The sequence below is a fragment of the Caulobacter sp. GW821-FHT10A10 genome, from assembly GCF_059415745.1.
Map to the genome: position 1 here is coordinate 65,494 of NZ_JBWKNV010000012.1, position 22,952 is coordinate 88,445.

Below are 22,952 nucleotides of genomic sequence, written 5' to 3' on the forward strand. Positions count from 1 at the left end.
TGAGCGGCCTTGTCGGTCAAGCTCCCCGCGACATCCCGTCGCGGGGCTTGGTCAGCCCAACGAGGGCGGCGCCGTCGAGGCGCGCAGGGCCAGTTCGAACGGCAGCAGGCGATCGTCGCGCGGCGGCTTGCCGTCCTTGGCCGCGGCGCAGGCCACCAGGATGTCGACGGCCTCGGCCGCCATCTCGGCCACCGGCTGGCGCACCGTGGTCAGCGGCGGCAGCGACAGGCGCACGCTGGGGGTGTCGTCGAAGGTGGCCAGCGACAGCTCGCCCGGGATCGCGACCGACAGCCGGCGGGCGACGTGCAGCACCGCCAGCGCCGTCTCGTCGTTGCCGGCCAGTATGGCGGTGGGGCGCTCGGGGCGGGCCAGCAGGGCCTCGGCGGCGGCGACCCCGCCCTCGAAGGTGAAGTCGCCGGCGACCAGCAGGCTCTCGTCGACGGCCAGGCCGGCCTTGGCGAGGGCGCTCCGATAGCCGTCCTCGCGGGCGCGGCTGGCCAGGAAGCGCGGGCTGCCGGTGACGAAGCCGACGCGGCGGTGGCCAAGGTCCAGCAGGTGCTCGGTCAACTGGCGAGCAGCGGCGGCGTCATCCATCCGCACCCGCGCGCCGGGGCCGCTTTGCGCCGAGCCCAGGCGCACGAACGGGATCTGCGCCTTCTTCAGCGCGGCCAGCACCGTCGGGTCCTCGCAGTTGGGCGGCGTCAGGATCACCCCGTCGGGCCGCAGGGTGGACAGCACGTGCTGCACCCGCCGGGCCAGCTGGTCGGACTCCAGGTCGATCAGCTCGCACAGCAGGTGGTAGCCGTGGACGTCGCAGCGGAGCATGGCCCCGTACTGCATGCGGTCGATCCAGTTGTTGCCGCGGTCGCTGCGCCAGTTCTCCAGGGTCAGGGTGCGGTCGTTGAAGGCGACGATCAGGAACGAGCGGCCGCCGCCCATCCGCCGGGCGGCGATGTTGGGGCTGTAGCCCAACTGCTCGATGGCCGCCTCGACGCGGGCGCGCAGGTCGGGCGTGACGGTCGGCTCGTTGTTGACCACGCGCGAGACGGTCTTGACCGAGACCCGGGCCTTTTCGGCCACATGGACGATGGTGACGTTGCGCATCGGGCCCCCGGCGCCGGCCATCGACGCGCTGCCCTAGCGATAGCCCGGCCCCGGCGGCCGAGTCGAGCCGGTTCGCGGACTTCGATCTTCAATAGAGTGTGCGAAAGTCTCAATAAGACATCGTTGTCAGAAAATTTCTCTGCTGCGCATTCGCCTTTCGTGGAAAGGATATCGGCCGATTTGTCCTCAATTGGACAAATTGAATCGTGTTGACATCAAGTAAGACAACGTTGTCTCGTGTCGCTGTGAGGCGGTCGCGAGCAGACGACCCCGCGACGGGAGGCCAAGGCCATGCGCGATCGCGCGTGCGGACTTCCGCGTGCGTCGTCCGCCCTCGACGTCTCATCCCATGACGCTGCTCCCGCGGCGTGCTTTGGGCGCGGCGGCTCCTTCCCCTTTGCCGCCGCGCCTCTTTTTCGATCGAGGTCGCCGTGACGCCGTTCCGTGTTTCCGCCCTGGCCCTGCTGGCCGCCACCAGCCTGACGGGCGTCGCCGAGGCGCAAGTTCTGACGCCGGCGGGCAAGGCCGAGGCCCACGTCGCCGCCTGGCCGGCGGCCAAGAGCCCGGCCGCCCTGACCGACGCGGCGACGGAAGCGAAGATCACGGCGCTGATGGCGAAGATGTCGGTGCGCGAGAAGGTCGGCCAGACGATCCAGGCCGACATCGGCTCGATCCGTCCCGAACAACTGCGCGACTACCCGCTGGGCTCGATCCTGGCAGGCGGCAGTTCGGGCCCGAACGGCAACGACAAGGCGATGGCTAAGGAATGGGCCGATTTCGTCGACCTGTTCCGGGCGGTGTCGCTCGAACAGCGCGACGGCCACGTGGCGATCCCGATCATGTTCGGCATCGACGCCGTGCACGGCCACAACAACCTGGTCGGCGCGACCCTCTTTCCCCACAACATCGGCCTGGGCGCGGCCCGCGATCCGGACCTGATCGAGCGCATCGGCAAGGCCACGGCCGAGGAGGTGGCGGTCAGCGGCGGCGACTGGACCTTCGGTCCGACGGTGGCCGTGCCGCGCGACGATCGCTGGGGCCGTGCTTACGAGGGCTACGGCGAGGATCCGGAGATCGTCAAAAGCTACGCGGGTCGCATGACCCTGGGCCTGCAGGGTGCGCTGGTGTCCGGCAAGGCGCTAGAGCCTGGCCACATCGCCGGCAGCGCCAAGCACTTTCTGGCCGACGGCGGCACCACGGGCGGCAAGGACCAGGGCGACGCGGCGGTGTCCGAAGCCGATCTCGTCCGCCTGCACGCCCAGGGCTATCCGCCCAGCATCGACGCCGGCATCCTGACGGTGATGGCCTCGTTCTCCAGCTGGAACGGGGTCAAGCACACCGGCAACAAGACCCTGCTGACCGACGTGCTGAAGGACCGCCTGGGCTTCACCGGCTTCGTGGTCGGCGACTGGAACGCCCACGGCCAGGTCGACGGCTGCTCCAACGTCTCGTGCCCGCAGGCCTTGAACGCGGGTCTCGACATGTACATGGCCCCCGACAGCTGGCAGGGCCTGTTCGACAATACCTTGAAGCAGGTCGAGAGCGGCGAGATCCCGATGGCGCGCCTCGACGACGCCGTGCGGCGGATCCTGCGGGTCAAGGTCAAGGCCGGCCTCTTCGACCGCGTCGCCCCGCCGGTGCAGGGCCGCTATGAGCGCGTCGGCGCCCCGGACCATCGCGCCCTGGCCCGCGAGGCGGTGGCGAAATCGCTGGTGCTGCTGAAGAACGATGGGGTGCTGCCGATCAAGGCGGGCGCGAAGGTGCTGGTGGCCGGCGACGCCGACGACATCGGCAAGGCCGCCGGCGGCTGGACCCTGTCGTGGCAGGGCACCGGCAACACCAACGCCGACTTCCCCAATGCCCAGTCGATCTGGAGCGGCCTGAAAGAAGCCGTCGAGGCCTCGGGCGGCAAGGCGACCCTGTCGAAGGACGGATCGTTCGCCGACAAGCCGGACGTGGCCGTGGTGGTGTTCGGCGAGACGCCCTATGCCGAGTTCCAGGGCGACCTGCAGCACCTGGAATACCAGCCGGGCGACAAGACCGACCTGGCCCTGCTGAAGAAGCTGAAGGCCGCCGGCGTGCCGGTGGTGGCGGTGTTCCTCAGCGGCCGGCCGCTGTGGGCGAACCCCGAGATCAACGCCTCGGACGCCTTCGTCGCTGCCTGGCTGCCGGGCTCGGAAGGCGGCGGGATCGCCGACGTGCTGGTGGCGCAGAAGAGCGGCAAGTCGAAGCGCGACTTCACCGGCAAGCTGTCGTTCAGCTGGCCCAAGCGCGCCGATCAGGGGCCGCTGAACCACGGCGATGCCGGCTATGATCCGCAGTTCGCCTATGGCTACGGCCTGTCCTACGCCAAGCCGGGCAAGGTGGCGCAGCTGTCGGAGGTGTCGGGCGTCAGCGGCGCCAGCGCCAATGTCGACAAGTACTTCGTGGCCGGCCGCGCGCCGGCGCCGTGGCTGCTGTCGAGCGCCGGCGGGGTGACCCTGACCGCCATCGACGCGACCGCCCAGGAGGACGCCCGCCTGGCCGCCTGGACCGGTCCCGGCGCCCTGCTGGTCAACGGCCCGCCCGCCGACCTCACCCGCCAGACCACCGGCGACCTCTCGATCGCCCTGACCTATCGCGTCGACGCCAAGGCCACGGGACCGGTGGGCTTCTCGGTATCGTGCGGCGAGGGCTGCGCCGGCGGGGGGGACGTGACGAAGATCTTCGCCGACGCCCCGGTGGGCGAGTGGCGCAAGACCCAGATCAAGCTCTCGTGCCTGAAGGCGGCGGGGGCCGACATGAGCCGCATCTCCTCGCCGGTGGTGCTGTCGGCGCAGGCCGGCTTCAAGCTGGCCTTCCGCGAGATCCGCCTGGAGCCGACCGACGCGTACGTGGCGTGTCCGGGTTCGTAGGGGGCTCGCGAAACCCCTCTCTCTAAGAGAGAGGGAGGGGCCCATCGCGTAGCGATGGGAGGGTGAGTGGTTACACCCTTAGCCGGCGCGCCGGCACTTCGCCCGCAACAGCGCCAAGATCGGCCAGGGGCTTCGCCTACCCACTCACCCTCCCACGCCTTGCGGCGCGGGCCCCTCCCTCTCTCCATGAGAGAGGGGCGAAACGCGCTTCCCGTTTGGACGCGTGTTGCCTGAACACGCCACAAGGGCGGGAATGACGGGCGGTTAGGAGCCGCCCCGGCCGCCCAGCCGCTCCAGCAGCGCGTCCCTGTAGGTCCGGCTGGTCACCACCTCGCCGCCGCTGGCCAGGGTCAGCCGCCAGGAGCCGTCCGACAGCGGCTGGGCCTCGCGCACGTGGGCGAGGTTGACCAGGCTCGAGCGATGGGCGCGGGCGAAGAGGCGGGGGTCGAGCCGGGCCTCCAATCCCTGCAGGGTGGCGCGCAGCAGGCCCTCGCGGCCGGCTCCCCCGCGGTCGGCCCAGTGGACGACGACATAGTTGTCGGCCGCGCCGAACCATTCGACGGCCGAGACCTCGACCGGAATGCGCCGCGCGCCGGACATCACCATCAGCCGCTCGGTGTCGGGCGCGGGGGCGACGGCGCGAGCTTGCGCGAGGGCGGTTTCCAGCAGGGCGTTGCGGGCCCGGGCCTCCGTGGCGCGGCGGTGGTGGACGGCCGCCAGACCGACCGCGACGATGGCCGAATAAAGCAGCAGGCAGACGGGCGTGCGCCCCAGCATCCGCGCGCCGAAATCGCCGTCGCCGAGAAAGCCGGCGTCGATCAGGCTGGAGATCGCCGCCTGCGCCGGAACCAAAACGGCCCCCGCCACGAAGCACGCCGCCACGCCGCGCGCCCCGGCCCCGAAGCGGCGCAGCAGCCGCCAGACGATCGCCGCCGCCGGCAGCCAGGCCGCGTAGATCGAGCCCTGCCACAGCAGCGAGGAGGCGACGCCGAGGGCCTCGCCGCGATCGGCGGCGTACCGGCGGGCGAACCAGGCGGCGCTGACCGTGGTGGTGGACCAGCTGTAGGCGACGAAGGCCCAGACCCAGGCGGCGGTCGGGGCGGCCCTCAGGCGGGCGACCATCAAGCGGGAGACAGAGGGCGCCGCCGCCGGACGATCAGCACCGCGATCCAGCCCATGGCCAGCGGTTGGAACAGCAGGGTCGGCCAGAGCTGGCTCCATGGCGTCGGCAGGAAGGTCAGGAAGTTGCCCGAGAAGGCGCTGACCACAGCGCCGTAGGCGCACAACATCTTCGCTAGATGCTCGTAGGTCCAGAGGTCGGGGCTGAACGGCCAGCCGGCGGGCCGCGCGAACCGCCAGAGGTCCCAGCCGCCGAACGCGAAGGCGGCGTAGGCCAGGGCCAGGGTCGGCATGCGCGGGCTCGTCGAAGCGCCGGTCAGCAGCAGGACCACCACCCAGGCGCCGATGGCGACCACGGCCAGGGCCGCCGCCCAGTCCAGGGGCCGGGCGCGCTGGCGCGGGTCGAGGTCCGTCCGCTTGCGGCCCAGCACCCGGAAGCCGGAGAACAGGCCGATGCTGGCCGTCGCCGACAGGGCGGCGAAATAGGCGTTGAAGTGCAGGACCGTCATCACCCAGGCCGCCGCCAGCATCACGCTCATCAAGCCCACGAACAGCCGTCCCGATAGCCGGTGCAGGCGCGAGCCCTTGCGGGCGAGGATGGGTCCGATCCCCGCGGCGACGGCGGCTAGGCCGCAGGCGATGTGCAGGGCGAGGGTGGGGGCGAAGAAGCTTTCCATGGCCGCCGTGATGGCCGGCCGGCGGAAGCGGCGACAGCGGTGTGGGGCGGGATGCGGCGGGCGGGGGTGAAATGGGGTGGTGCCTATGCCCGGCCGCCGTGCGCACCTCAGCCGTCATCCCGGCCGCAGCGAAGCGGAGAGCCGGGACCCAGGGGCGGCCGCACTGCGCCTGGCCGTCGCCGGGGCGCCTGATCGATCCGCCGCGCCCAGTCCCCTGGGTCCCGGATAAGCCCTGCGGGCTTTCCGGGATGACGAATGTATTGTGGAATTGGCCCGCCTCAGTCCTCGATCGCCTCGATCCCCTGGGCGTCGAGGCGGGCCAGGTGGTCGCGCATGGCCTGGAGCTGCTCGGCTGGATGGCCCGTCCAGTCGGTCACCTCGCCGACGATCCGCAGGGGATCCTTGGTGCGGTACGACAGGGTCGGATTGCCTGGGAACTTCTTGTCGGTGAGGTTGGGGTCGTCCTCGAACGATCCCGTCGGCTCGACGATGTAGATCCGGCCGGGACCCTCGCCCCGGGCCAGTTCGGCGCCCCAGGTCGCCGCGTCGAGCGTGGCGCTGAAGTAGACATAGGCCGCCGTCCGGCCCGCGCCGTAGTTGGAGGCGTAGCCGGCGCCGATCAGGTCGCCGGTCCGCAGGTCGGCCTTCGTGCCGTGGTAGAACGCGGTCGTGGAGGTCATGGTCGGGGCCCTTGCCGATGGGGCCGCGGCCCCGCGTCGAAGGCGCTACAACCTGCGCATAATTGGCCGGCCGACAATTCTTGAACTTGGGTTTTTCGCCCCCAGATCAATAACGAGCGAGGGCGAGCCGATCAGGCCGTCTCGCTTTCCCCCGCCCAGGTCTCGATCGTCGCGTAGAGCAGGTCCTTCTGGATCGGCTTGGCGACGTGGTCGACCATGCCGGCCTCGCGGCACTGGGCGACCTGCTGGGGCAGGGCGCGGATGGCGCGGGTGGCGGTCAGGCCGTCCATGCCGGGCATGTGGATGTCCATCAGCACGACGTCGAAGCCGCCGGTCCGGGCCATCTCGACCGCCTGCTGGCCGTTGTCGGCGGTGGTCACCTCGCAGCCGGCCAGGGTCAGGAAGGCGCCGCCGATCTCGCGGTTCATCGGGTGGTCGTCGACCAGCAGGACGCGGGTCCCGGCGATCCGGCCAGCCGCCGCCAGCGGCGTGTGGCGGGGCGCGTCGCACGCCTCGGCCGACAGCTCGATCCAGAAGGTCGAGCCCTGGTCGGCGTTGGCCTCCATGCCGATCCTGCCGTCCATCAGCTCGACCAGCGCCTTGCTGATCGCCAGGCCCAGACCCGCGCCGCCGAAGGCCCGGGTGACCGAGCTGTCGCCCTGCGAGAAGCGCTGGAACAGCCGGTCGCGCAACTGTGGCGGCACGCCGATGCCGGTGTCGCTGACCTCGATCCGAAGGTGGTCGCCGTCGGGACCGGGCGTGACGATCAGGCGGGCGGTCACCTTGCCGGCCGGGGTGAACTTGACGGCGTTGTTGAGCAGGTTGAGCAGCACCTGGCGCAGGCGGGCGGCGTCCAGGCCGTGGTGGCGGTCGGCCTCGCCGACGACCTCGATCTCCAGCGTCAGGCCCTTGGCCTGGGCGTCCTGGGCGACGATGGCGGCGGCGTCGCGCAGCACGGTCTCGGCCCGGGCCGGCGCGATCTCCAGCTCCACCCGGCCGGCCTCGACCCGCGAGAAGTCGAGCACGTCGTTGACCAGGGTCAGCAGGGCGCCGCCGGAGCCGTCGATCAGGGCCACGTGGCGGCGGGCCTCGGGGGCCAGGTCGTCGCGGTCGGCCAGCAGGCGGGTGAAGCCCAGCACGCTGTTCAGCGGCGTGCGGATCTCGTGGCTCATGGTGGCCAGGAACTCGGTCTTGGCCAGGCTTGCGGCCTGGGCGCGGGCCTGGGCCTGCCGCGCCAGCGCCTGGCGGCGGACCAGGAGCTGCTTGAGGCGCTGCTGGTTGGCCAGCACCAGGGCGGCGGCCAGGCAGGTGAAGAAGAGGGCGCTGACCAGCAGCTGCAGGGCGTGGGCGCGCTCGGAGGCCTGGGCCCGCGTCGCGGCCTCGGCGACGATGCCCAGCACGCTGAGCGGCGTGGCGATGGCGGCGGTGATCAGGGTCGACCAGGCCGCGCCCCTGGGGCCGAGCCGGAAGGCCACCAGCACGCCGGCCGGAAACACCAGGAACGGCAGGGTGTGGCCGGGCCGGCCGAACGCCGCCAGGGCGGCGATCCCGACCGCCGCGTAGCAGGCGGCCCGTTCCCAGGGCGAGCGCTCGAAGCCGCGCGTCATCCGCGGGTCGAACAGGATCAGGGCGGCGGGCAGGCCGACGGTCATGCCCAGGATGTTGATGAACAGCCAGTTCTTGATCAGCACGGGCAGGGGCGCGTGCAGCATCGGCGCCGTTGCAAAGGCCCCGGCGACGGCCAGGGTCACGGTCACCGGCAGGGCCAGGCCGACCGCGCGGGCGGCGCGGCCCAGGTTTTTCAGCCGGGGCGGGCCGCCGAAGGCCTTGGACAGCACCAGGGCGATCAGCACCGCTTCCAGCGAATCCAGCGTCGTGAACAGCACGGTCATGGCCGGCGGCGTGCCGCCCAGGCCGTCGAGCAGCAGATGGCTGGCGGCGCTGAGCACCAGCAGGATCGCGCTGCGGCCGGGCGTCAGCAGCATCAGGCCGGCGGCCAGCAGGCCGTTGCACGGCCACATCGAGGCCATGCCCGACGGGCCCCGGGTCAGCAGGTCGCAATAGGCGATGGCGACGGCGTAGGCGGCGATCAGCGACAGCAGCAGGCGGGTCTGGCTGGCCTCGCCCTCGAAACGCTTTACTGCAAACATGACGCCGTACTCGCTCGTCCCGTTCGAACTCGAGGGCAAAATCGGGCGCAACCCCGCCTATTCCGTTAAGGCGCGGCCGGTTCGACGTAAAAATGGGCGGGGATCTAGGCTTCCAGGCCTTCCAGCGCCGAAATCAGCGCGGAGAACGCCTCGGGCGGAGCGTCGCCGTCGGCCAGCAGCAGGTCGTCGAGATCGCGGGCCAGCTCGGTGACCTGGCCATAGCCGAACACGCCGGCCGCGCCGGCCAGGCGGTGGACGACGTAGTGGCGGTCCTTGATCGAGGCCTGGTCCGAGCGCAGCAGCGCCAGGTCCTGCGCCGCGCGGGCGAGGAACTTGGCGCGCAGCGGGGCGAGGGGATCGTTCATCGCGCCAGGATCGCCCGCACGTCCTGGGCCAGGGTCATCGGGTCGAACGGCTTGGTGATGACGTCGGCGGCGCCGAAGCCCAGCAGGCGGGCGCGCTCTTCGGCCTGGGCGCGGGCGGTGATGAAGATCACCGGCGCGCCATCGAGATCGCCTCTTTCGCGGAGCTTGGCCAGCACGGCAGGGCCGTCCATGTCGGGCATCATCACGTCCAGCAGCACCACGTCGGGGCGCCAGGCGTCGCGGTCGAGCATGGCGAAGGCCTCGGCCCCGCCGTCGGCGGCCCGCACCTCGATGCCCGGATCCAGCTCCAGCGAGAAGGTCGCCACCTCGCGGATGTCGGCCTCGTCGTCGACGTAAAGGAGCTTCAGGTCGGTCATCGGCGTCTCTTGGAATCGGCGTCCGCGGCGAGCTTGCGCACAGTTCGGGCCAGCTGGTCCAGAGTGGTCTTGGACTTGGTCAGCACCGCGTCGACCGAGGCCGCCAGCGCCTTGTCCTCGATGGGCTGGGCCGAGAACACGATGACCGGAACCGGATCGTCGCCGTCGTGCAGGTCGCCCAGCAGCTCCACGCCGTTGCCGTCGCCGAGGCCGAGATCGAGGATCACCACGTCGGGCCTCGCCAGCGACAGGGCGGCGCGGCCGGTCCGCACGCTGTCGGCGTGGCGGACGGTGCAGCGGTCCTGCAGGGCGTCGCGGACCACGGCGTGGACGTCGCGGTCGTCCTCGACATGCAGCACCTCGATGCGGCGGGCGTCGGCGTGGCCGTTGACGGCGCGATCGACCGCCGTGCGCAGGCGTTCCAGGTCGATCGGCTTCTGCAGCCAGTCGACGACGTCCAGCGCCTCGCCCCGGCCCTCGGCGGCCTCAGCCGAGATCACCAGGGCGGGGATGTCGCGGGTGTTGGCGTCGGCGCGCAGGCGGCGCAGCAGATCCAGGCCGCTGCCGTCGGGCAGGCGCACATCGGTGACGAAGGCGTCGAAGCCGCCGATCTCCAGCACCGCCCGGGCCGAGGCCACGTCGCCGACGGTGTGCACCCGCACCCCGGCCTCGCGCAGGGCCTGGGACAGGATTTCGGCGATGTCGGGGTCGTCCTCGCACAGCAGGACGCGGGCGCCGCCGTCGCCGGCCTCGATCGTCCGGACGCGGGTCTCGATGGTCGCCAGCTCGAACTGGAAGGTCGCGCCCTGGCCCGGCTCGGACTCGAACCACAGCCGGCCGCCGTGGCGCTGGACGATCTCGCGCGAGATGGCCAGGCCAAGGCCCGTGCCGCCCTTGGCGCGGGTGTCGGAGGCGTCGGCCTGGGCGAACTTCGAGAAGATGCGGTCGCGGAAGGCCTCGGGCACGCCCGCGCCGTGGTCGCGGACGCAGAAGCGCAGCAGGTCGGGACGCGGGGCGTAGACCCTGACCTCGACCACGCCGTCGGGCGGCGAGAACTTGGCGGCGTTCGACAGCAGGTTGGCGGCCACCTGGGCCAGGCGGTCGGCGTCGCCGCGCACCGGCGGCAGGTTCGGCGCGACGTCGAGGCTGAAGGTCACGCCCATCTGGCCGCCCAGGCCGCCCATGCCGTCCACCGCCCGCTGGGCGAGGTCGCCGAGGTCGAGCGGCTGCAGCGAGAACTCCATCTGGCCGGACTCGATCTTCTCGATGTCGAGGATGTCGTTGATCAGCCGCACCAGCCGCTGGCAGTTGTTGTGGGCGATGCCCAGCAGGCGCGCGGCGCGCTCGGGCAGGGCGCCGGCCGCCCCGCCGACCAGCAGGCCCAGCGAGCCGGCGATCGAGGTCAGGGGCGTGCGCAGTTCGTGGCTGACGGTCGAGACGAACTCGGCCTTCAGCCGTTCGACGCGGCGGCGCTCGGAGATGTCGCGGATCGAGGCGGCGATGCGCTCGCCCTCGGGCAGGCGGACCAGGCCGATCGAGGCCTCGACCGGGAAGGTGCTTCCGTCGGGGCGATAGGCGACGAACTCGCGCAGCACGCCCTTCGAAAGGTCATCGCCCCCCGCCAGGTGCTGTACGAACAGCTGGCCGCGGTCGGGCAGGTCCACGAATTGCGACAGCGCCCGGCGGACCAGAGTCTCGCGCGGCAGGCCGAACATGGCCTCGGCCGCCTTGTTGACGGTCTCGATCGTGCCGCTGGGATTGAGGGTGACGACGGCGTCCTGGGCGTTGTCGAGGATGGCGTCCAGCCGCCCGGCCGTGGCCTGGGCCACGGTGAACAGCTGCTGGCGGGCGCGGATCTGCCGCGACAGCAGGATGAAGGCGGCCAGCAGGAACACTACCAGCACCGCGAACAGGGTCTGGGTCAGGCGCTCGGTGCGCAGGGTCAGGGCGTCGTTGGCGGCGATGCGGCGGTCGAGGGCGGCCTTGTCGGACGCCTGCAGCTCGCGGGTGACGAGGCGGATCTCGTCCATGATCACCTTGCCCTTGCCGCTGGAGATCAGGGTGCGGGCCGCGTCGTGCCCCTGCTCGCGGCGCAGGCGGATGCCCTCGGCCATCGTCTTCTGCTTCTGCTGGATCAGGGCTTCGAGGCGATCGAAGACCGGATCGTCGTTGGCGATCAGGTCGCCGACGTCGCGCTGGCGCAGGGCGCGCAGCGAGGCTAGCTGGCTGGGCAGGCGGCGCTGGGCGGCGTCGTAGGGCTCGAGGAACCGGTCCTGGCCGGTGATGACGAAGCCGCGCTGGCCGGTCTCGGCGTCCTGCATCAGCGAGAACACCGTCTGCAACTGCATGCGCTGTTCGTAGGAGTGATCGACCGCGTCGCGCAGCATCCGGCCGCGGGTGAACTCGCGCTGGATCTCCCAGGTGGTCAGCAGCAGCAAAAGCGGCGCGACCACCAGGCCCAGGATGACCGAGATCAGCAGGCCGCGCTGCTCGCGGCGCAGGAGGAAGCTGGTCATGGGCGGTGCTTTTCCTCGCGGCTTTCGAGTCACAGCTTACGGCCGGTCGCGGGGACGACTCAACGCGCCATTCCACCGGTCTTCGATCCGGCCTCTCCACCCGGCGTTGACTTACCCGGGGTCACGACGAAAACCATGTTCTTCGAACGGCCGCGTCAGACGGCTTCACCGGGAGAGCAGCGATGATCCAGGACGCCGTCGATTTCGCCCGCATGCCCACGCTGGGCGACGTGCCTCGCTATCACGCCCAGGTGCGGCCCGACGCGATCGCCTTCGCCTTCGAGGGCCGCGAGACCAGTTTCGCGCAGCTCGACCGCCGCACCAACCAGGTGGCCCGCGCCCTGCTGGCCGAGGGGCTGAAGCCCGGCGACCGCATCGCCTATGTCGGCAAGAACAGCGACAGCTATTTCGAACTGCTGCTCGGCGCGGCCAAGGCCGGGGTGGTGATGGCCCCCGTCGGCTGGCGGCTGGCCCCGGCCGAGATCGCCTACATCGTCGCCGACACCGAGGCGAAGATGGTCTTCGTCGGTCCGGAACTGGTCGAGCATGTCGGCGAGGTGGCCAAGCTGCTGCAGCCGCCGATCCCGCCGGTGATCGCCATGGAGGGCGGCGGCGATCTTGCGGCCTTCCCCGCGTGGCGCGACGCTCAGGACGAGGCCGACCCCGCCGTGCCGCTGCGCCCCTCCGACGTGGTGCTGCAACTCTACACCTCGGGCACGACGGGCAAGCCCAAGGGCGCGATGCTGACCCACGACAACCTGCTGGCCATGCGCAAGGCGGCCGCCGAGCAGACGGCCATGCCGTGGAACGTCTGGGGTCCCGACGACGTCAGCCTGGTGGCCATGCCCGTGGCCCATATCGGCGGCACCGGCTGGGGGCTGGTCGGCCTCTTCAACGGGGCCAAGGGCGTGGTGGCGCGCGAGTTCGACCCCTTCAAGGTGCTGGACTTCATCGAGCACGACCGGGTGTCGAAGATGTTCCTGGTGCCGGCCGCTCTGCAGATCGTCGTGCGCCTGCCCCGGGCCCGCCAGATCGACTATTCGCGGCTGAGCTACATTCTCTATGGCGCGGCGCCGATCCCGCTCGACCTGCTGCGCGAGAGCATCGAGGTGTTCGGCTGCGGCTTCGTCCAGCAGTACGGCATGACAGAGACGACCGGCACGGTGGTCTATCTGCCGCCGGAGGACCACGACCCGGCCGGCAACACCCGCATGCGTTCGGCCGGCCTGCCGATGCCGGGGGTGGAGCTGCGCATCCTCGACGAGGCCGGGCGCGTTCTGCCCGCGAACACCGTCGGAGAGATCGCCGTGCGCAGCGCCTCGAACATGGCCGGCTACTGGAAGCTGGACGCGGCCACCGCCGCGACCATCGACGCCGACGGCTGGCTGCGCACCGGCGACGCCGGATACCTGGACGACGACGGCTATCTCTTCATCCACGACCGGGTGAAGGACATGATCGTCTCCGGCGGCGAGAACATCTATCCGGCCGAGGTGGAAAGCGCCGTCTACGGCCATCCGCACGTGGCCGAGGTGGCGGTGATCGGCGTGCCCGACGACAAGTGGGGCGAGGCGGTCAAGGCGGTGGTCGCGCCCAAGCCCGGCGTCACGCCCGACACCGAGGACATCATCGCCTTCGCCCGCACGCGGATCGCGCATTTCAAGGCCCCCAAGAGCGTGGACTTCGTCGAGGCCTTGCCGCGCAACGCCTCGGGCAAGATCCTGCGCCGCCAACTGCGCGAGCCCTATTGGGCGGGCCGCGAACGACGGGTGAACTGATGGCCGATCCCCTCTCGCGGGCCGCCGCGCGGCTGCTGACGCCGGACGGGGGACCGGCGATCGACTTCTCCGCTCCGCCGGGCGCGGCCGCCCTGATCGCGCCGGACTCGGTGTCGTGGCGGGTGTTCAAGAACCCGGTGTCGCTGTTCGTCGGCGGCATCACGGCGGTGCTGCTGGAGTTGGCCGAACCCCGTGTGCGCTCGGGCGTCTGGGACCATTCCAGCTTCAAGGCCGAGCCCCTGAAGCGTCTCAAGCGCACGGGCCTGGCGGCCATGGTCACGGTCTATGGCCCGCGCGAGACGGCCGAGAAGATGATCGCCGGCGTGGTGCGCATGCACGGCCATGTGACGGGCCAGACGCCGGGCGGCGTGGCCTACCAGGCCAACGACCCGGTGCTGCTGGACTGGGTGCAGGCCACCGCCAGTTTCGGCTTCATCGAGGCCTACCACGCCTATGCCCACGCCCTGACCCCGGCCGAGCGCGACGCCGCCTTCGCCGAGGCCGCGCCCGGCGCGCGGCTCTACGGCGCGACCGGGGCGCCGACCAGCGAGGCCGAATGGAAGCGGCAGATGGCCCTGATGTTGCCCAGCCTGGAGCCGTCGGACATCGTCTTCGAGTTCCTCGACATCATGACCTCGACCCCGCTGCTGCCCGGACCGCTGCGGCTGATCCAGAAGCCGCTGGTGCGGGCGGCCGTGGCGATCACGCCGGTCGAGGTGCGGGCGCGCCTGGGTCTGGGCGAGGCCTGGCAGTTGAACGGCGTCGAGCGGCGCCTGGTGCGCCTGGCCGGGGCCAGCGCCGACAAGGTGCCGATCAAGGGCTCGCCGGCCGTCGAGTCGTCGCGGCGCATGGGCCTGCCGGACGACTATCTCTATCGCCGCCGGGCCGCCTGAGGCAGTCTTCTCCCCAGAAGAAACCATGACCTGGGGAGGGCATGATGAGCGAGACCAAGAGCAAGACGCCTTGGCACCTGTGGCTGGTGGGCGTGATCGCCGTGCTGTTCAACGCCATCGGCGTTTTCGACTTCGTGATGAGCATGGCGCAGGGGCCGGCCTACATGGCCAGCGCCGGTATGACCCAGGCCCAGATCGACCACTACCAGCGCATGCCGGGCTGGATGACGGCGGTCTGGGCGATCGGCGTGTTCGGGGCCTTCGCCGCCTCGGTGCTGATCCTGCTGCGCCGGAAGATCGCCGCGCCGGTGTTCGCCGTGTCGCTGGCCGCGTTCCTGCTGAGCCTCGTCTACACCTACGTGCTAAGCGACGGCGGCAAGGTGATGGGCCAGCAGATGGCCGTCACCAGCGCGGTGATCGCCGTGCTGCTGGCGCTGTTCCTGGCCTATGCCTGGTGGCAGGGCCGGCGGGGCGTGCTGCGGTAGATAACAGTTCAACCAAGTTCGTCATCCTGGAAAGCCCGAAGGGCTTATCCGGGACCCAGGGGCCAAGCGCAGTGTGGCGGCCCCTGGGTCCCGGCTCTCCGCTTCGCTACGGCCGGGATGACGAGCTAGGGGGCGTTTGAAAACGTGATCTAGACCAGCGCCGACGCCGCCAACGCCGCCGCGAACGCGACCAGCCCCGCTATCGTCGAGGCCACGGTCCAACTGCGGAAGGTCTCGGTCTCCGACAGGCCCAGATACTGCCCCACCAGCCAGAACCCCGCGTCGTTGACGTGGCTGACCACGGTGGCGCCCGCGCCGATGCCGATCACCACTAGGGCGACCTGGTTGGCGTCCAGGCCCGCCGCCGTCGCCAGGGGGGCGGCGAGACCCGCGGCGGCGACCATGGCCACGGTGGCCGAGCCCTGGGCGATGCGCATGATCGCGGCGATGAGAAAGCCGAAGATCAGCGGGGAGAGCCGCGCGCCCTCGACGGCGGCGGTCAGGTGGGCGCCGGCCCCGCTGTCGATCAGCACCTGCTTGAAGGCCGCCCCGGCCCCGATGACCAGGGCGATGGCGCCGGCCGGCTCCAGGGCGCGGCCGGCTATGCCCAGCAGCCGCTGCCGGTCGACGCCGCGCCGGCGCAGCAGCACCCAGGCGTAGCCGCAGGCCACGGCCAGGGCGACGAACGGGTGGCCGAAGAACTCCAGCCCTGTGCGCACCGGTCCCTCCGGCAAGGCGGCATGGGCCACGGCGCCGGCGACGATCAGGACGAGCGGGGCCAGCATGCCGACCAGGGCCGGCCACAGGCCGATCAGGGCGTCGGCGGCGCCGTCGTCGGCTACCGGGGAGGTCTCGGGCGCGACATAGGAACCCTTGCGAAAGGCGGCCAGGGCGTAGAGCGGTCCAGCGACCAGCACGGCCGGGATCCCGCAGGCCAGGCCCCACAGGGCGATGCGGCCATAGTCGGCGTGCAGCAGCTCGGCGGCGGCGACCGGGCCGGGGTGGGGCGGCAGCAGGCCGTGCATCACCGCCAGACCCGCCAGCACCGGCAGGGCGACGAAGGCCACCGCCTTGCCCGAGCGCTGGGCCACGCCCAGCATCAGCGGCGCCAGGATGATCAGGGCGACGTCGAAGAAGAGCGGGATGCCGACCAGGATCCCGATGCTCGCCAAAGCCCAGGGCGCGCGCCTCACGCCGAAGCGGTCGAGCAGGGCGCGGGCCATGACGCCCACCCCGCCGCCGGCTTCCAGCAGGGCGCCGAAGATCGAGCCCAGGCCCAGGATCACCGCCACGAAGCCCAGGGCCTCGCCCGCGCCCTTCTTCACCGAGGCCAGCACGCTGACCGGCTCGGCCCCGAAGGCGATGCCGGCGGCGATGGCGGTCAGCAGCAGGGCGAAGAACGCCGGCAGTCTGAGTTTGAGCGTGGCGAAGACCACCAGGGCGACCCCGGCGGCGACGACCAGCAGGGTCCAGAGCGGCCCGCTCACGCGACGCTCACGGGCGTCAGGATCGCGGTCGCCGGATCACGGCCCTTGCCGGGCGCGGTGATGGTGAAGGCGCCGCGCAGCCGGATGTCGGCCGAGGACGAGCCAACCATGACTTCCACCTTGCCGGCCTCGATGATCCAGCCCGCCGGGCTCCAGATCGCCAGCTGGGCGGGCGTCAGGGTGAAGGCCACGCGCTTCTTCTCACCCGGCGCCAGGGTCACGCGGATGAAGCCGCGCAGTTCCTTGACCGGCCGGGCGACGCTGGCGACCGGGTCGCGGACATAGAGCTGCACCACCTCGTCGGCGGCGATCTGGCCGGTGTTGGCCACGGTCAGGGCGATCCTCACCGCCCCGCCGGGAGCGACGGTCTCGCGGTCGAGCGTCAGGTCCGAATAGGCGAAGGGCGCGTAGCTCAGGCCATGGCCGAACGGGAACAGCGGGCCGATGTCGACATCGTGGTAGCGGACGGTGTCCTTGGCGAGATCCGGATCGGCCGGGCGGCCGCTGGGCGTGTGGGCGTAGAAGGTCGGTGACTGGCCCGTGGCGCGCGGGAAGCCGACGGGCAGGCGGCCGCCGGGGGCTGTCTTGCCGAACAGGATGTCGGCCAGGGCCGGGCCGGCCTCGACGCCGAGGAACCAGGTCGCCAGCACCGCCGGGGCCTTCTCCAGCAGCTCGGGCGCGACCAGCGGCCGGCCCGACGGCAGCAGCACGACCATCGGCTTGCCGGTCGCCAGCACGGCGCGGGCCAGGGCGCTCTGCGCGCCCGGCAGCGACAGGTCCGAGCGGCTGCGGGACTCGCCGCTGTGGTCGAAGTCCTCGCCGACCATCAGCAGCACGAGATCGGCGGCCTTGGCCGCTTCGACGGCGGCGGGAATGCCGCTCTCATCAAGGCTGCGCGGGCCGGCGCCGGCCACGTGGACGATCTCGGTTCCCGCCGGCGCGGCCGCTTGCAGAGCAGGCAGCAGCGGGGCGACGTCGGCCGCCTGGCCGCGCGCCTTCCATGAGCCCAGCTGCGAGAGGTTGTCGGTCGCCAGCGCGCCGATGACGGCGATCTTCTTCGTCGCCGGCGCGATCGGCAGCAGGCTGCCGTCGTTCTTCAGCAGCACCACGGCCTTGCGCGCCGCCTCGCGGGCGATGGCGCGGTGTTCGGGGCCGACGAAGATCGTCTTCTCCCGCTTGACGTCGCCGAAGCGGTAGGGATCGTCGAACAAGCCAAGCCGCATCTTGGCGGTCAGGATCCGGATCACCGCCTGGTCGAGCAATGGCAGGAGCGACGGATCGGCGGCGATCGCCGTCTTCAGGTGGGCGGCGTAGACGCCGCTGGCCATGTCCATGTCGACGCCGGCCTTGAGAGCCAGGGCGGCGGCCTGGACCGGGGTCTCGGCGATGCCGTGGTTGATCAGTTCGAGGATGGCGTTCCAGTCGCTGACCACCAGGCCGGGCCAGGTCCACTGGGTCTTGAGCACGCCGCGCACCAGGGCGGCGTTGGCGGTGGTCGGCGCGCCGTTCAGGTCGTTGAAGGCGGTCATCATCGTGCCCGCGCCGGCTTTCGCCGCGGCGTGGAAGGGCGGGAGATAGACCTCGTTCAGGGTGCGGTCCGAAAGCTCGGCGGCGTCGTAGTCGCGCCCGCCCGCCGCCGCGCCATAGGCTCCAAAGTGCTTGGCGCAGGCCAGGATCGAGTCCTTGCTCGACAGGCCCTCGCCCTGGAAGCCGCGCACCTGGGCGGCGGCCATCACCGAGCCGAGATAGGGATCCTCGCCGGCCCCCTCGACGATGCGGCCCCAGCGCGGGTCGCGGGCGATGTCGACCATCGGGGCGAAAGTCCAGTGCAGGCCGCTGACCGCCGTCTCGACGGCCGCCATCCGCGCCGTCGCCCGCACGATCTTCGGGTCGAAGGTCGCCGCCATGGCCAGGGGCACGGGGTAGAGGGTGCGGAAGCCGTGCACCACGTCTATGGCGAACAGCAGCGGGATCTTCAGCCGCGACTCCTCCACCGCCGTGCGTTGCAGCTCGCGCAGGAACGCCGCGCCGGCCACGTGCAGGTACGACCCGACCCCGCCCTTGCGGACCAGATCCAGCGCCGTGGCGTCGATCTTGGAGTTCAGCGCCTTCTGCCGCCCGCCGGCCGGCTGGTGGGTCTGGCCGATCTTCTCGTCGAGGGTCATCTGCTTGAGCAGCGACCTGACGCGAGCCTCCTGGTCGGCGGCGAGCGCGGGCAGGGCGGGGGCAAATCCCGAACCCAGGCCCAGGGCGGCGGCGCCGGCCAGCAGCGCGCGGCGGTGCGGTCCTTGGGTCAGTGTCGCCTCCCTCGATCGTCGTCATGCGGTCGTTGGGCTGCAGAGCACTATGCTTTGACAACGCTGTCAATGAGGTTGTGTCGGGATCGGAAATGCAACTGGCCATGGCGCCGCCCTGGCCGGCGGCGCGGCTTGAGGATCCATGTCTTCTCATATATAACTTTCTGGTCAGTTATATAAAGGCCAGGCGATGCAGGTCGGACCTCCCAAGTGGCGCAGGCGGAGCGAGGCGCGGCCCGGCGAGATCGTGCAGGCGGCCCTGGAGGTGTTCGCCGAAAGGGGCTTCGCCGGGGCGAAGCTGGACGAGATCGCCGCGCGGGCGGGCATCTCCAAGGGCGCGCTCTATCTCTATTTCGAGACCAAGGAAGAGATCTTCCGCGCCGTGGTGCGCGAGGCCGTGGCCCCCAATCTCGACATGGTCGAGGCCATGCTGGCCCAGGCGACGATCCCGTTTCCGGAGCTGCTGCGCCTGCTGTTCGCCCGCATCGCCCAGGTGGTCGTGAACACGCGCCTGGGGGCGGTGGCCAAGCTGGTGGTCGGGGAGTCGCGAAACTTTCCCGACCTGGCCCGCGTCTGGCACGACGAGGTGGTCAGCCGCGCCCTGACGGCGATGAGCGGGGCGATCGCACGGGCCCAGGCGCGCGGCGAGGTGCGTCCCGGCGACCCCCGGCTGCACGCGTTCAGCATCATGGGACCGGTCCTGGCGGGGGTCATCTGGCGTGAGACCTTCACACCCGTCGGCGCGCCCGGTCTCGATCTCGAAGCCCTGATCCGCCAGCACGCCGACACGGTGCTGATGGGGCTGGCGCCTCGCCAGGAGGAACCGGCATGAAGCCGCCCGTTCGCATCATCGCCGCCGTGGCCGGGATCGGCGTGGTCGCGTTCCTGGGCTGGCGGTTGCTGGGGCCCGACGCCCACCGCGCGCCGCGTCTGTCCGGCTATGTCGAAGGCGAGACCCTGTACGTCGCCGCGCCCAACGCCGGCCTCGTCAGTGCGGTCGCCGTGCAGCGTGGCGATCGGGTCAAGGCGGGCCAGCCGCTCTTCGCGCTCGACGCCGCCCAGCTGACCGCCGCCCGCGACCAGGCGGCCGCCCAGGTCGCCGTCGCGCAAGCCCAGCTCAGCGACGCCGAGAAGGGCCAGCGACCGCAGGAGCTGGCCGTCTACGACGCCGAGCGCGCCGCCGCCCAGGCCGCCGTACGCCAGGCCCAGGCCGACTACGACCGGGTCGCGCCCCTGGTGCGCAAGGGAATCTACGCCCCCGCCAAGCTCGATCAGGCCAAGGCCGCGCTCGACACCGCCCGCGCCAACGCCGAGGCGGTGGCGCGGCGCAAGGACGTCGGAACCCTGGGCGCGCGGCCGGACGCGGTGAAGGCGGCCCAATCGGCCGTGGACTCGGCCCGCCAGGCCTTGGCGGCGGCGCAGGACCGGCTGGACCAGATCAGTCCCCGCGCGCCCGCCGCGGCCCGGGTGCAGGACGTCTTCTACCAGTCCGGCGAATGGGCGGCGGCCAACCAGCCGGTGGTGGCCCTGCTGGCCGACGACCGCGTGCGACTGCGGTTCTTCGTCCCCGAGGCCGAGGTGGCGCGCTATCCGGTGGGGGCGAGCATCCGCTTCGAGTGCGACGGCTGCGGCGCGGCGCGCGAGGCGCGGATCAACTATGTCAGCCCCAAGCCCGAGTTCACCCCGCCGGTGATCTACAGTCGCGAGGCCCGCCAGCGCATGGTGTTCCTGGTCGAGGCCCAGCCCCAGCCCGGTTCCCTCCTGGCCCCGGGGCAGCCGATCGACGTGGTCCCGCTGGAGGATCGCAAGTGACGCAGCTGGCGGTCGACGTCACGGGGCTGAACAAGAGCTTCGGCCCGCGCCACGTGGTGCAGGACGTGTCGATCCAGGTCGAGACGGGCCGGATCACCGGCTTTCTCGGTCCCAACGGCTCGGGCAAGACCACCACCCTGCGGATGCTCTGCGGCCTGCTGACCCCCGACAGCGGCGAGGGCGAGGTGCTGGGCCTCGATTTCCGCAAGGCGGCCGAGGCGGTCAAGCGCCAGACCGGCTACATGACCCAGAAGTTCTCGCTCTACGAAGACCTGTCGATCGAGGAGAACCTCGACTTCGTGGCCCGGGTGCACGAGCTGGACCGCCGTCGCGAGCGGGTGCGCGAAAGCCTTGAGCGCCTGGGATTGACCGCCCGGCGACGGCAGCTGGCCGGCAGCCTGTCGGGCGGTTGGAAGCAGCGCCTGGCCCTGGCCGCCAGCGTCATGCACGGCCCCAAGCTGCTGCTGCTGGACGAGCCGACCGCCGGCGTCGATCCGAAAGCCAGACGGGAGTTCTGGGACGAGATCCACGCCCTGTCGGCCGACGGCCTGACCGTGATGGTTTCGACCCACTACATGGACGAGGCCGAGCGCTGTCACGACATCGCCTACATCGCCTACGGCCGGCTGATGGCGCGGGGCACGGCCGAGCAGGTGATCGACCAGTCTGGCCTCGTCACCTTCCGGGCCGAGGGGCCGGGGGCCGACCGGCTGGCCCGCGAACTGGCCAAGGCGCCCGGCGTGATCATGGCCGCTCCGTTCGGCGCGGCCCTGCACGTCAGCGGAACCGACCGCGCCGCCCTGGAGGCGGCCATCGCGCCGCACCGCAGGCCGCCGCTGGACTGGGTGGAGGTGCGGCCGACGTTGGAGGACGTCTTCATCCGCCTGATGGGCCAGGCCTCGGACAACTTCCAATGAGCGGGCCGGCGAAGACGGGCGGCCTTTCTGGCGCGCGCATCCTGGCGGTGCTGATCAAGGAATTCATCCAGCTGACGCGGGACCGGCTGACCTACGCCATGATCCTGGTCATGCCGATCGTGCAGCTGCTGCTGTTCGGCTACGTGATCAACAACGACCCCCGCGACCTGCCCACCGCCGTGCTGGTGCAGGACCAGGGGCCGATGGCGCGCTCCACCCTGTCGGCCCTGGTCAACAGCGGCTATTTCGAGATCGTGCGCACCGCTGCCTCGCCGGCCGAGCTGGACGCGGCCGTGGCGCGGGGCGAGGTGCAGTTCGCCCTGACCATTCCCGCGGACTTCACCAGGCGGGTGATCCGCGGCGACGACGCCCAGATCCTGGTCGAGGCCGACGCCTCGGATCCCGCCGCCACCGGCGGGGCGCTGGCCGCCCTGGCCAGCCTGCCGACCACGGCCCTGTCGCGCGACCTCGTGGGCGCCGCGGCCAAGACCGGCGGCGCGCCGTTCGAGGTGGTGATCCACCGGCGCTACAATCCCGAGGCCATCAGCGCCTTCAACATCGTGCCGGGCCTGCTGGGCGTGATCCTGTCGATGACCCTGGTGATGATGACCGCCCTCGGCGTCACCCGGGAGTACGAGCGCGGGACGATGGAGAGCCTGCTGGCCACCCCGGCCCGGCCGATCGAGGTGATGGTCGGCAAGCTGGCGCCCTATGTGGTGGTCGGTCTGATCCAGACGGTGGTGATCCTGATCCTGGCGCGGGTGCTGTTCGAGGTGCCGATGGCCGGCGGCTGGGGCGCGCTGGTCCTGGGCGTGCCGCTGTTCATCGTCGGTTCGCTGGCGCTGGGCTTCCTGATCTCGACCGTGGCGCGCACCCAGCTGCAGGCCATGCAGATGTCGTTCTTCTACATCATGCCGTCGCTGCTGCTGTCGGGCTTCATGTTCCCGTTCCGGGGCATGCCGGGCTGGGCCCAGGCCTTGGGCAGCGTGATCCCGGTGACCCATTTCCTGCGCGTGGTGCGCGGGGCCCTGCTCAAGGGGCTGGGCGTGGAGGCGCTGTGGCCGAGCCTGTCGGCCCTGACCCTGTTCGTCGTCGCGATCTCGGCCCTGGCGATGGCGCGCTATCGCACCACGCTGGACTAGACCTCGCTCTGATGCTCGACGTGACCCTCCCGCACCTCGGTGCGGGAGAACACCTCTTCCTGGCCGTCGAGCAGCAGCTCTTCGGCGGCCACGTGGTCGCGTTCGGCCTCTTCCAGCACCTGGCGCAGGGCCTCGACCTCGGTGTCGGCCTCGACCAGCACGCTGCGCAGGGGGGCGTGGCCTTCGCCCAATCGGATCTCGATGCGCCATTGGGCGGTCATGGTCGTGTCTCCCTTCAGCCAGACTGATAACGCAAGCG

At 71.2% G+C, this 22,952-nt stretch carries 20 protein-coding genes; 9 read left to right on the plus strand and 11 right to left on the minus strand.

All coding sequences use genetic code 11. From position 1 onward, the window contains the following. Positions 1-51: 51 nt before the first annotated feature. Positions 52-1,125 carry a LacI family DNA-binding transcriptional regulator gene (locus AC07NS_RS24960; protein ID WP_494607704.1) on the minus strand — a complete coding sequence of 358 codons (1,074 nt, stop codon included), beginning with the start codon at positions 1,123-1,125 and terminating at the stop codon, positions 52-54. A gap of 410 nt (positions 1,126-1,535) precedes the next feature. Here AC07NS_RS24960 and AC07NS_RS24965 point away from each other — a divergent pair, with 410 nt between their 5' ends. After that, positions 1,536-3,998, plus strand: a complete 2,463-nt coding sequence (locus tag AC07NS_RS24965; protein WP_494607706.1) for a glycoside hydrolase family 3 protein — start codon at positions 1,536-1,538, stop codon at positions 3,996-3,998. Between the two features lie 264 nt (positions 3,999-4,262). Here the strand turns inward: AC07NS_RS24965 and AC07NS_RS24970 are convergent, their stop codons facing one another. Beyond that, positions 4,263-5,120: a LytTR family DNA-binding domain-containing protein gene (locus AC07NS_RS24970; protein WP_494607708.1), complete on the minus strand. Its 858-nt coding sequence runs from the start codon at positions 5,118-5,120 to the stop codon at positions 4,263-4,265. Further along, positions 5,120-5,794 carry a DUF2306 domain-containing protein gene (locus tag AC07NS_RS24975; protein ID WP_494607710.1) on the minus strand — a complete coding sequence of 225 codons (675 nt, stop codon included), beginning with the start codon at positions 5,792-5,794 and terminating at the stop codon, positions 5,120-5,122. The genes AC07NS_RS24970 and AC07NS_RS24975 overlap by 1 nt, the downstream gene beginning before the upstream one ends. Positions 5,795-5,879: 85 nt before the next feature. Here AC07NS_RS24975 and AC07NS_RS24980 point away from each other — a divergent pair, with 85 nt between their 5' ends. Further along, positions 5,880-6,023, plus strand: a complete 144-nt coding sequence (locus tag AC07NS_RS24980) for a hypothetical protein (RefSeq protein ID WP_494607712.1) — start codon at positions 5,880-5,882, stop codon at positions 6,021-6,023. Between the two features lie 49 nt (positions 6,024-6,072). On the opposite strand, the gene arr is transcribed toward AC07NS_RS24980, so the two are convergent. From arr to AC07NS_RS25005, 5 genes are all read right to left on the minus strand, one after another. Beyond that, positions 6,073-6,474: an NAD(+)--rifampin ADP-ribosyltransferase gene (gene arr, locus AC07NS_RS24985; protein ID WP_494607714.1), complete on the minus strand. Its 402-nt coding sequence runs from the start codon at positions 6,472-6,474 to the stop codon at positions 6,073-6,075. A gap of 131 nt (positions 6,475-6,605) precedes the next feature. Further along, positions 6,606-8,624, minus strand: a complete 2,019-nt coding sequence (locus tag AC07NS_RS24990) for an ATP-binding protein (RefSeq protein ID WP_494607715.1) — start codon at positions 8,622-8,624, stop codon at positions 6,606-6,608. A gap of 104 nt (positions 8,625-8,728) precedes the next feature. Beyond that, complete coding sequence (locus AC07NS_RS24995) at positions 8,729-8,989, minus strand: Hpt domain-containing protein (protein WP_494607717.1); 261 nt, start codon at positions 8,987-8,989, stop codon at positions 8,729-8,731. Beyond that, positions 8,986-9,366 (minus strand): response regulator, encoded by a 381-nt coding sequence (locus tag AC07NS_RS25000; protein ID WP_494607719.1) that lies wholly within the window; start codon positions 9,364-9,366, stop codon positions 8,986-8,988. Before AC07NS_RS25000 ends, AC07NS_RS24995 begins: the two co-directional genes overlap by 4 nt. Next, entirely contained in the window at positions 9,363-11,882 is a 2,520-nt protein-coding gene (locus tag AC07NS_RS25005) for a CHASE3 domain-containing protein (RefSeq protein ID WP_494607721.1), read from the minus strand. The genes AC07NS_RS25000 and AC07NS_RS25005 overlap by 4 nt, the downstream gene beginning before the upstream one ends. A gap of 185 nt (positions 11,883-12,067) precedes the next feature. Between AC07NS_RS25005 and AC07NS_RS25010 the strand changes: the two genes are divergently transcribed. Genes AC07NS_RS25010 through AC07NS_RS25020 form a run of 3 tightly spaced genes read left to right on the plus strand, consistent with a single transcriptional unit; the run spans position 12,068 to position 15,038 of the window. Further along, entirely contained in the window at positions 12,068-13,660 is a 1,593-nt protein-coding gene (locus tag AC07NS_RS25010) for a fatty acid--CoA ligase (RefSeq protein ID WP_494607763.1), read from the plus strand. After that, positions 13,660-14,553 (plus strand): oxygenase MpaB family protein, encoded by an 894-nt coding sequence (locus AC07NS_RS25015; RefSeq protein ID WP_494607723.1) that lies wholly within the window; start codon positions 13,660-13,662, stop codon positions 14,551-14,553. The genes AC07NS_RS25010 and AC07NS_RS25015 overlap by 1 nt, the downstream gene beginning before the upstream one ends. Before the next feature lie 44 nt (positions 14,554-14,597). Continuing rightward, positions 14,598-15,038, plus strand: a complete 441-nt coding sequence (locus AC07NS_RS25020) for a hypothetical protein (RefSeq protein ID WP_494607725.1) — start codon at positions 14,598-14,600, stop codon at positions 15,036-15,038. Positions 15,039-15,187: 149 nt separating this feature from the next. Here the strand turns inward: AC07NS_RS25020 and AC07NS_RS25025 are convergent, their stop codons facing one another. Both AC07NS_RS25025 and AC07NS_RS25030 read right to left on the minus strand, forming a co-directional pair. Continuing rightward, the gene (locus AC07NS_RS25025) at positions 15,188-16,525 is read right to left on the minus strand and encodes a GntP family permease (RefSeq protein ID WP_494607727.1); all 1,338 of its coding nucleotides are present in this window, start codon (positions 16,523-16,525) and stop codon (positions 15,188-15,190) included. Beyond that, positions 16,522-18,690, minus strand: a complete 2,169-nt coding sequence (locus AC07NS_RS25030; RefSeq protein WP_494607729.1) for a glycoside hydrolase family 3 N-terminal domain-containing protein — start codon at positions 18,688-18,690, stop codon at positions 16,522-16,524. Before AC07NS_RS25030 ends, AC07NS_RS25025 begins: the two co-directional genes overlap by 4 nt. A gap of 322 nt (positions 18,691-19,012) precedes the next feature. On the opposite strand from AC07NS_RS25030, the gene AC07NS_RS25035 reads away from it, so the two are divergent. The 4 genes from AC07NS_RS25035 to AC07NS_RS25050 are packed head-to-tail and all read left to right on the plus strand — an operon-like array spanning position 19,013 to position 22,693. Continuing rightward, positions 19,013-19,654 carry a TetR family transcriptional regulator gene (locus AC07NS_RS25035; protein ID WP_494607730.1) on the plus strand — a complete coding sequence of 214 codons (642 nt, stop codon included), beginning with the start codon at positions 19,013-19,015 and terminating at the stop codon, positions 19,652-19,654. Beyond that, positions 19,651-20,634, plus strand: coding sequence for an HlyD family secretion protein (locus tag AC07NS_RS25040; RefSeq protein WP_494607732.1), 984 nt, complete (start codon positions 19,651-19,653; stop codon positions 20,632-20,634). Before AC07NS_RS25035 ends, AC07NS_RS25040 begins: the two co-directional genes overlap by 4 nt. Next, positions 20,631-21,551 (plus strand): ABC transporter ATP-binding protein, encoded by a 921-nt coding sequence (locus AC07NS_RS25045; protein WP_494607734.1) that lies wholly within the window; start codon positions 20,631-20,633, stop codon positions 21,549-21,551. Before AC07NS_RS25040 ends, AC07NS_RS25045 begins: the two co-directional genes overlap by 4 nt. Further along, a complete protein-coding gene (locus AC07NS_RS25050; protein ID WP_494607736.1) occupies positions 21,548-22,693 on the plus strand; it encodes an ABC transporter permease in 1,146 nt (381 codons plus the stop codon). Before AC07NS_RS25045 ends, AC07NS_RS25050 begins: the two co-directional genes overlap by 4 nt. On the opposite strand, the gene AC07NS_RS25055 is transcribed toward AC07NS_RS25050, so the two are convergent. Beyond that, positions 22,690-22,914, minus strand: coding sequence for a hypothetical protein (locus AC07NS_RS25055; protein WP_494607738.1), 225 nt, complete (start codon positions 22,912-22,914; stop codon positions 22,690-22,692). The two genes, AC07NS_RS25050 and AC07NS_RS25055, sit on opposite strands and share 4 nt — an antisense overlap. Positions 22,915-22,952: the final 38 nt, after the last annotated feature.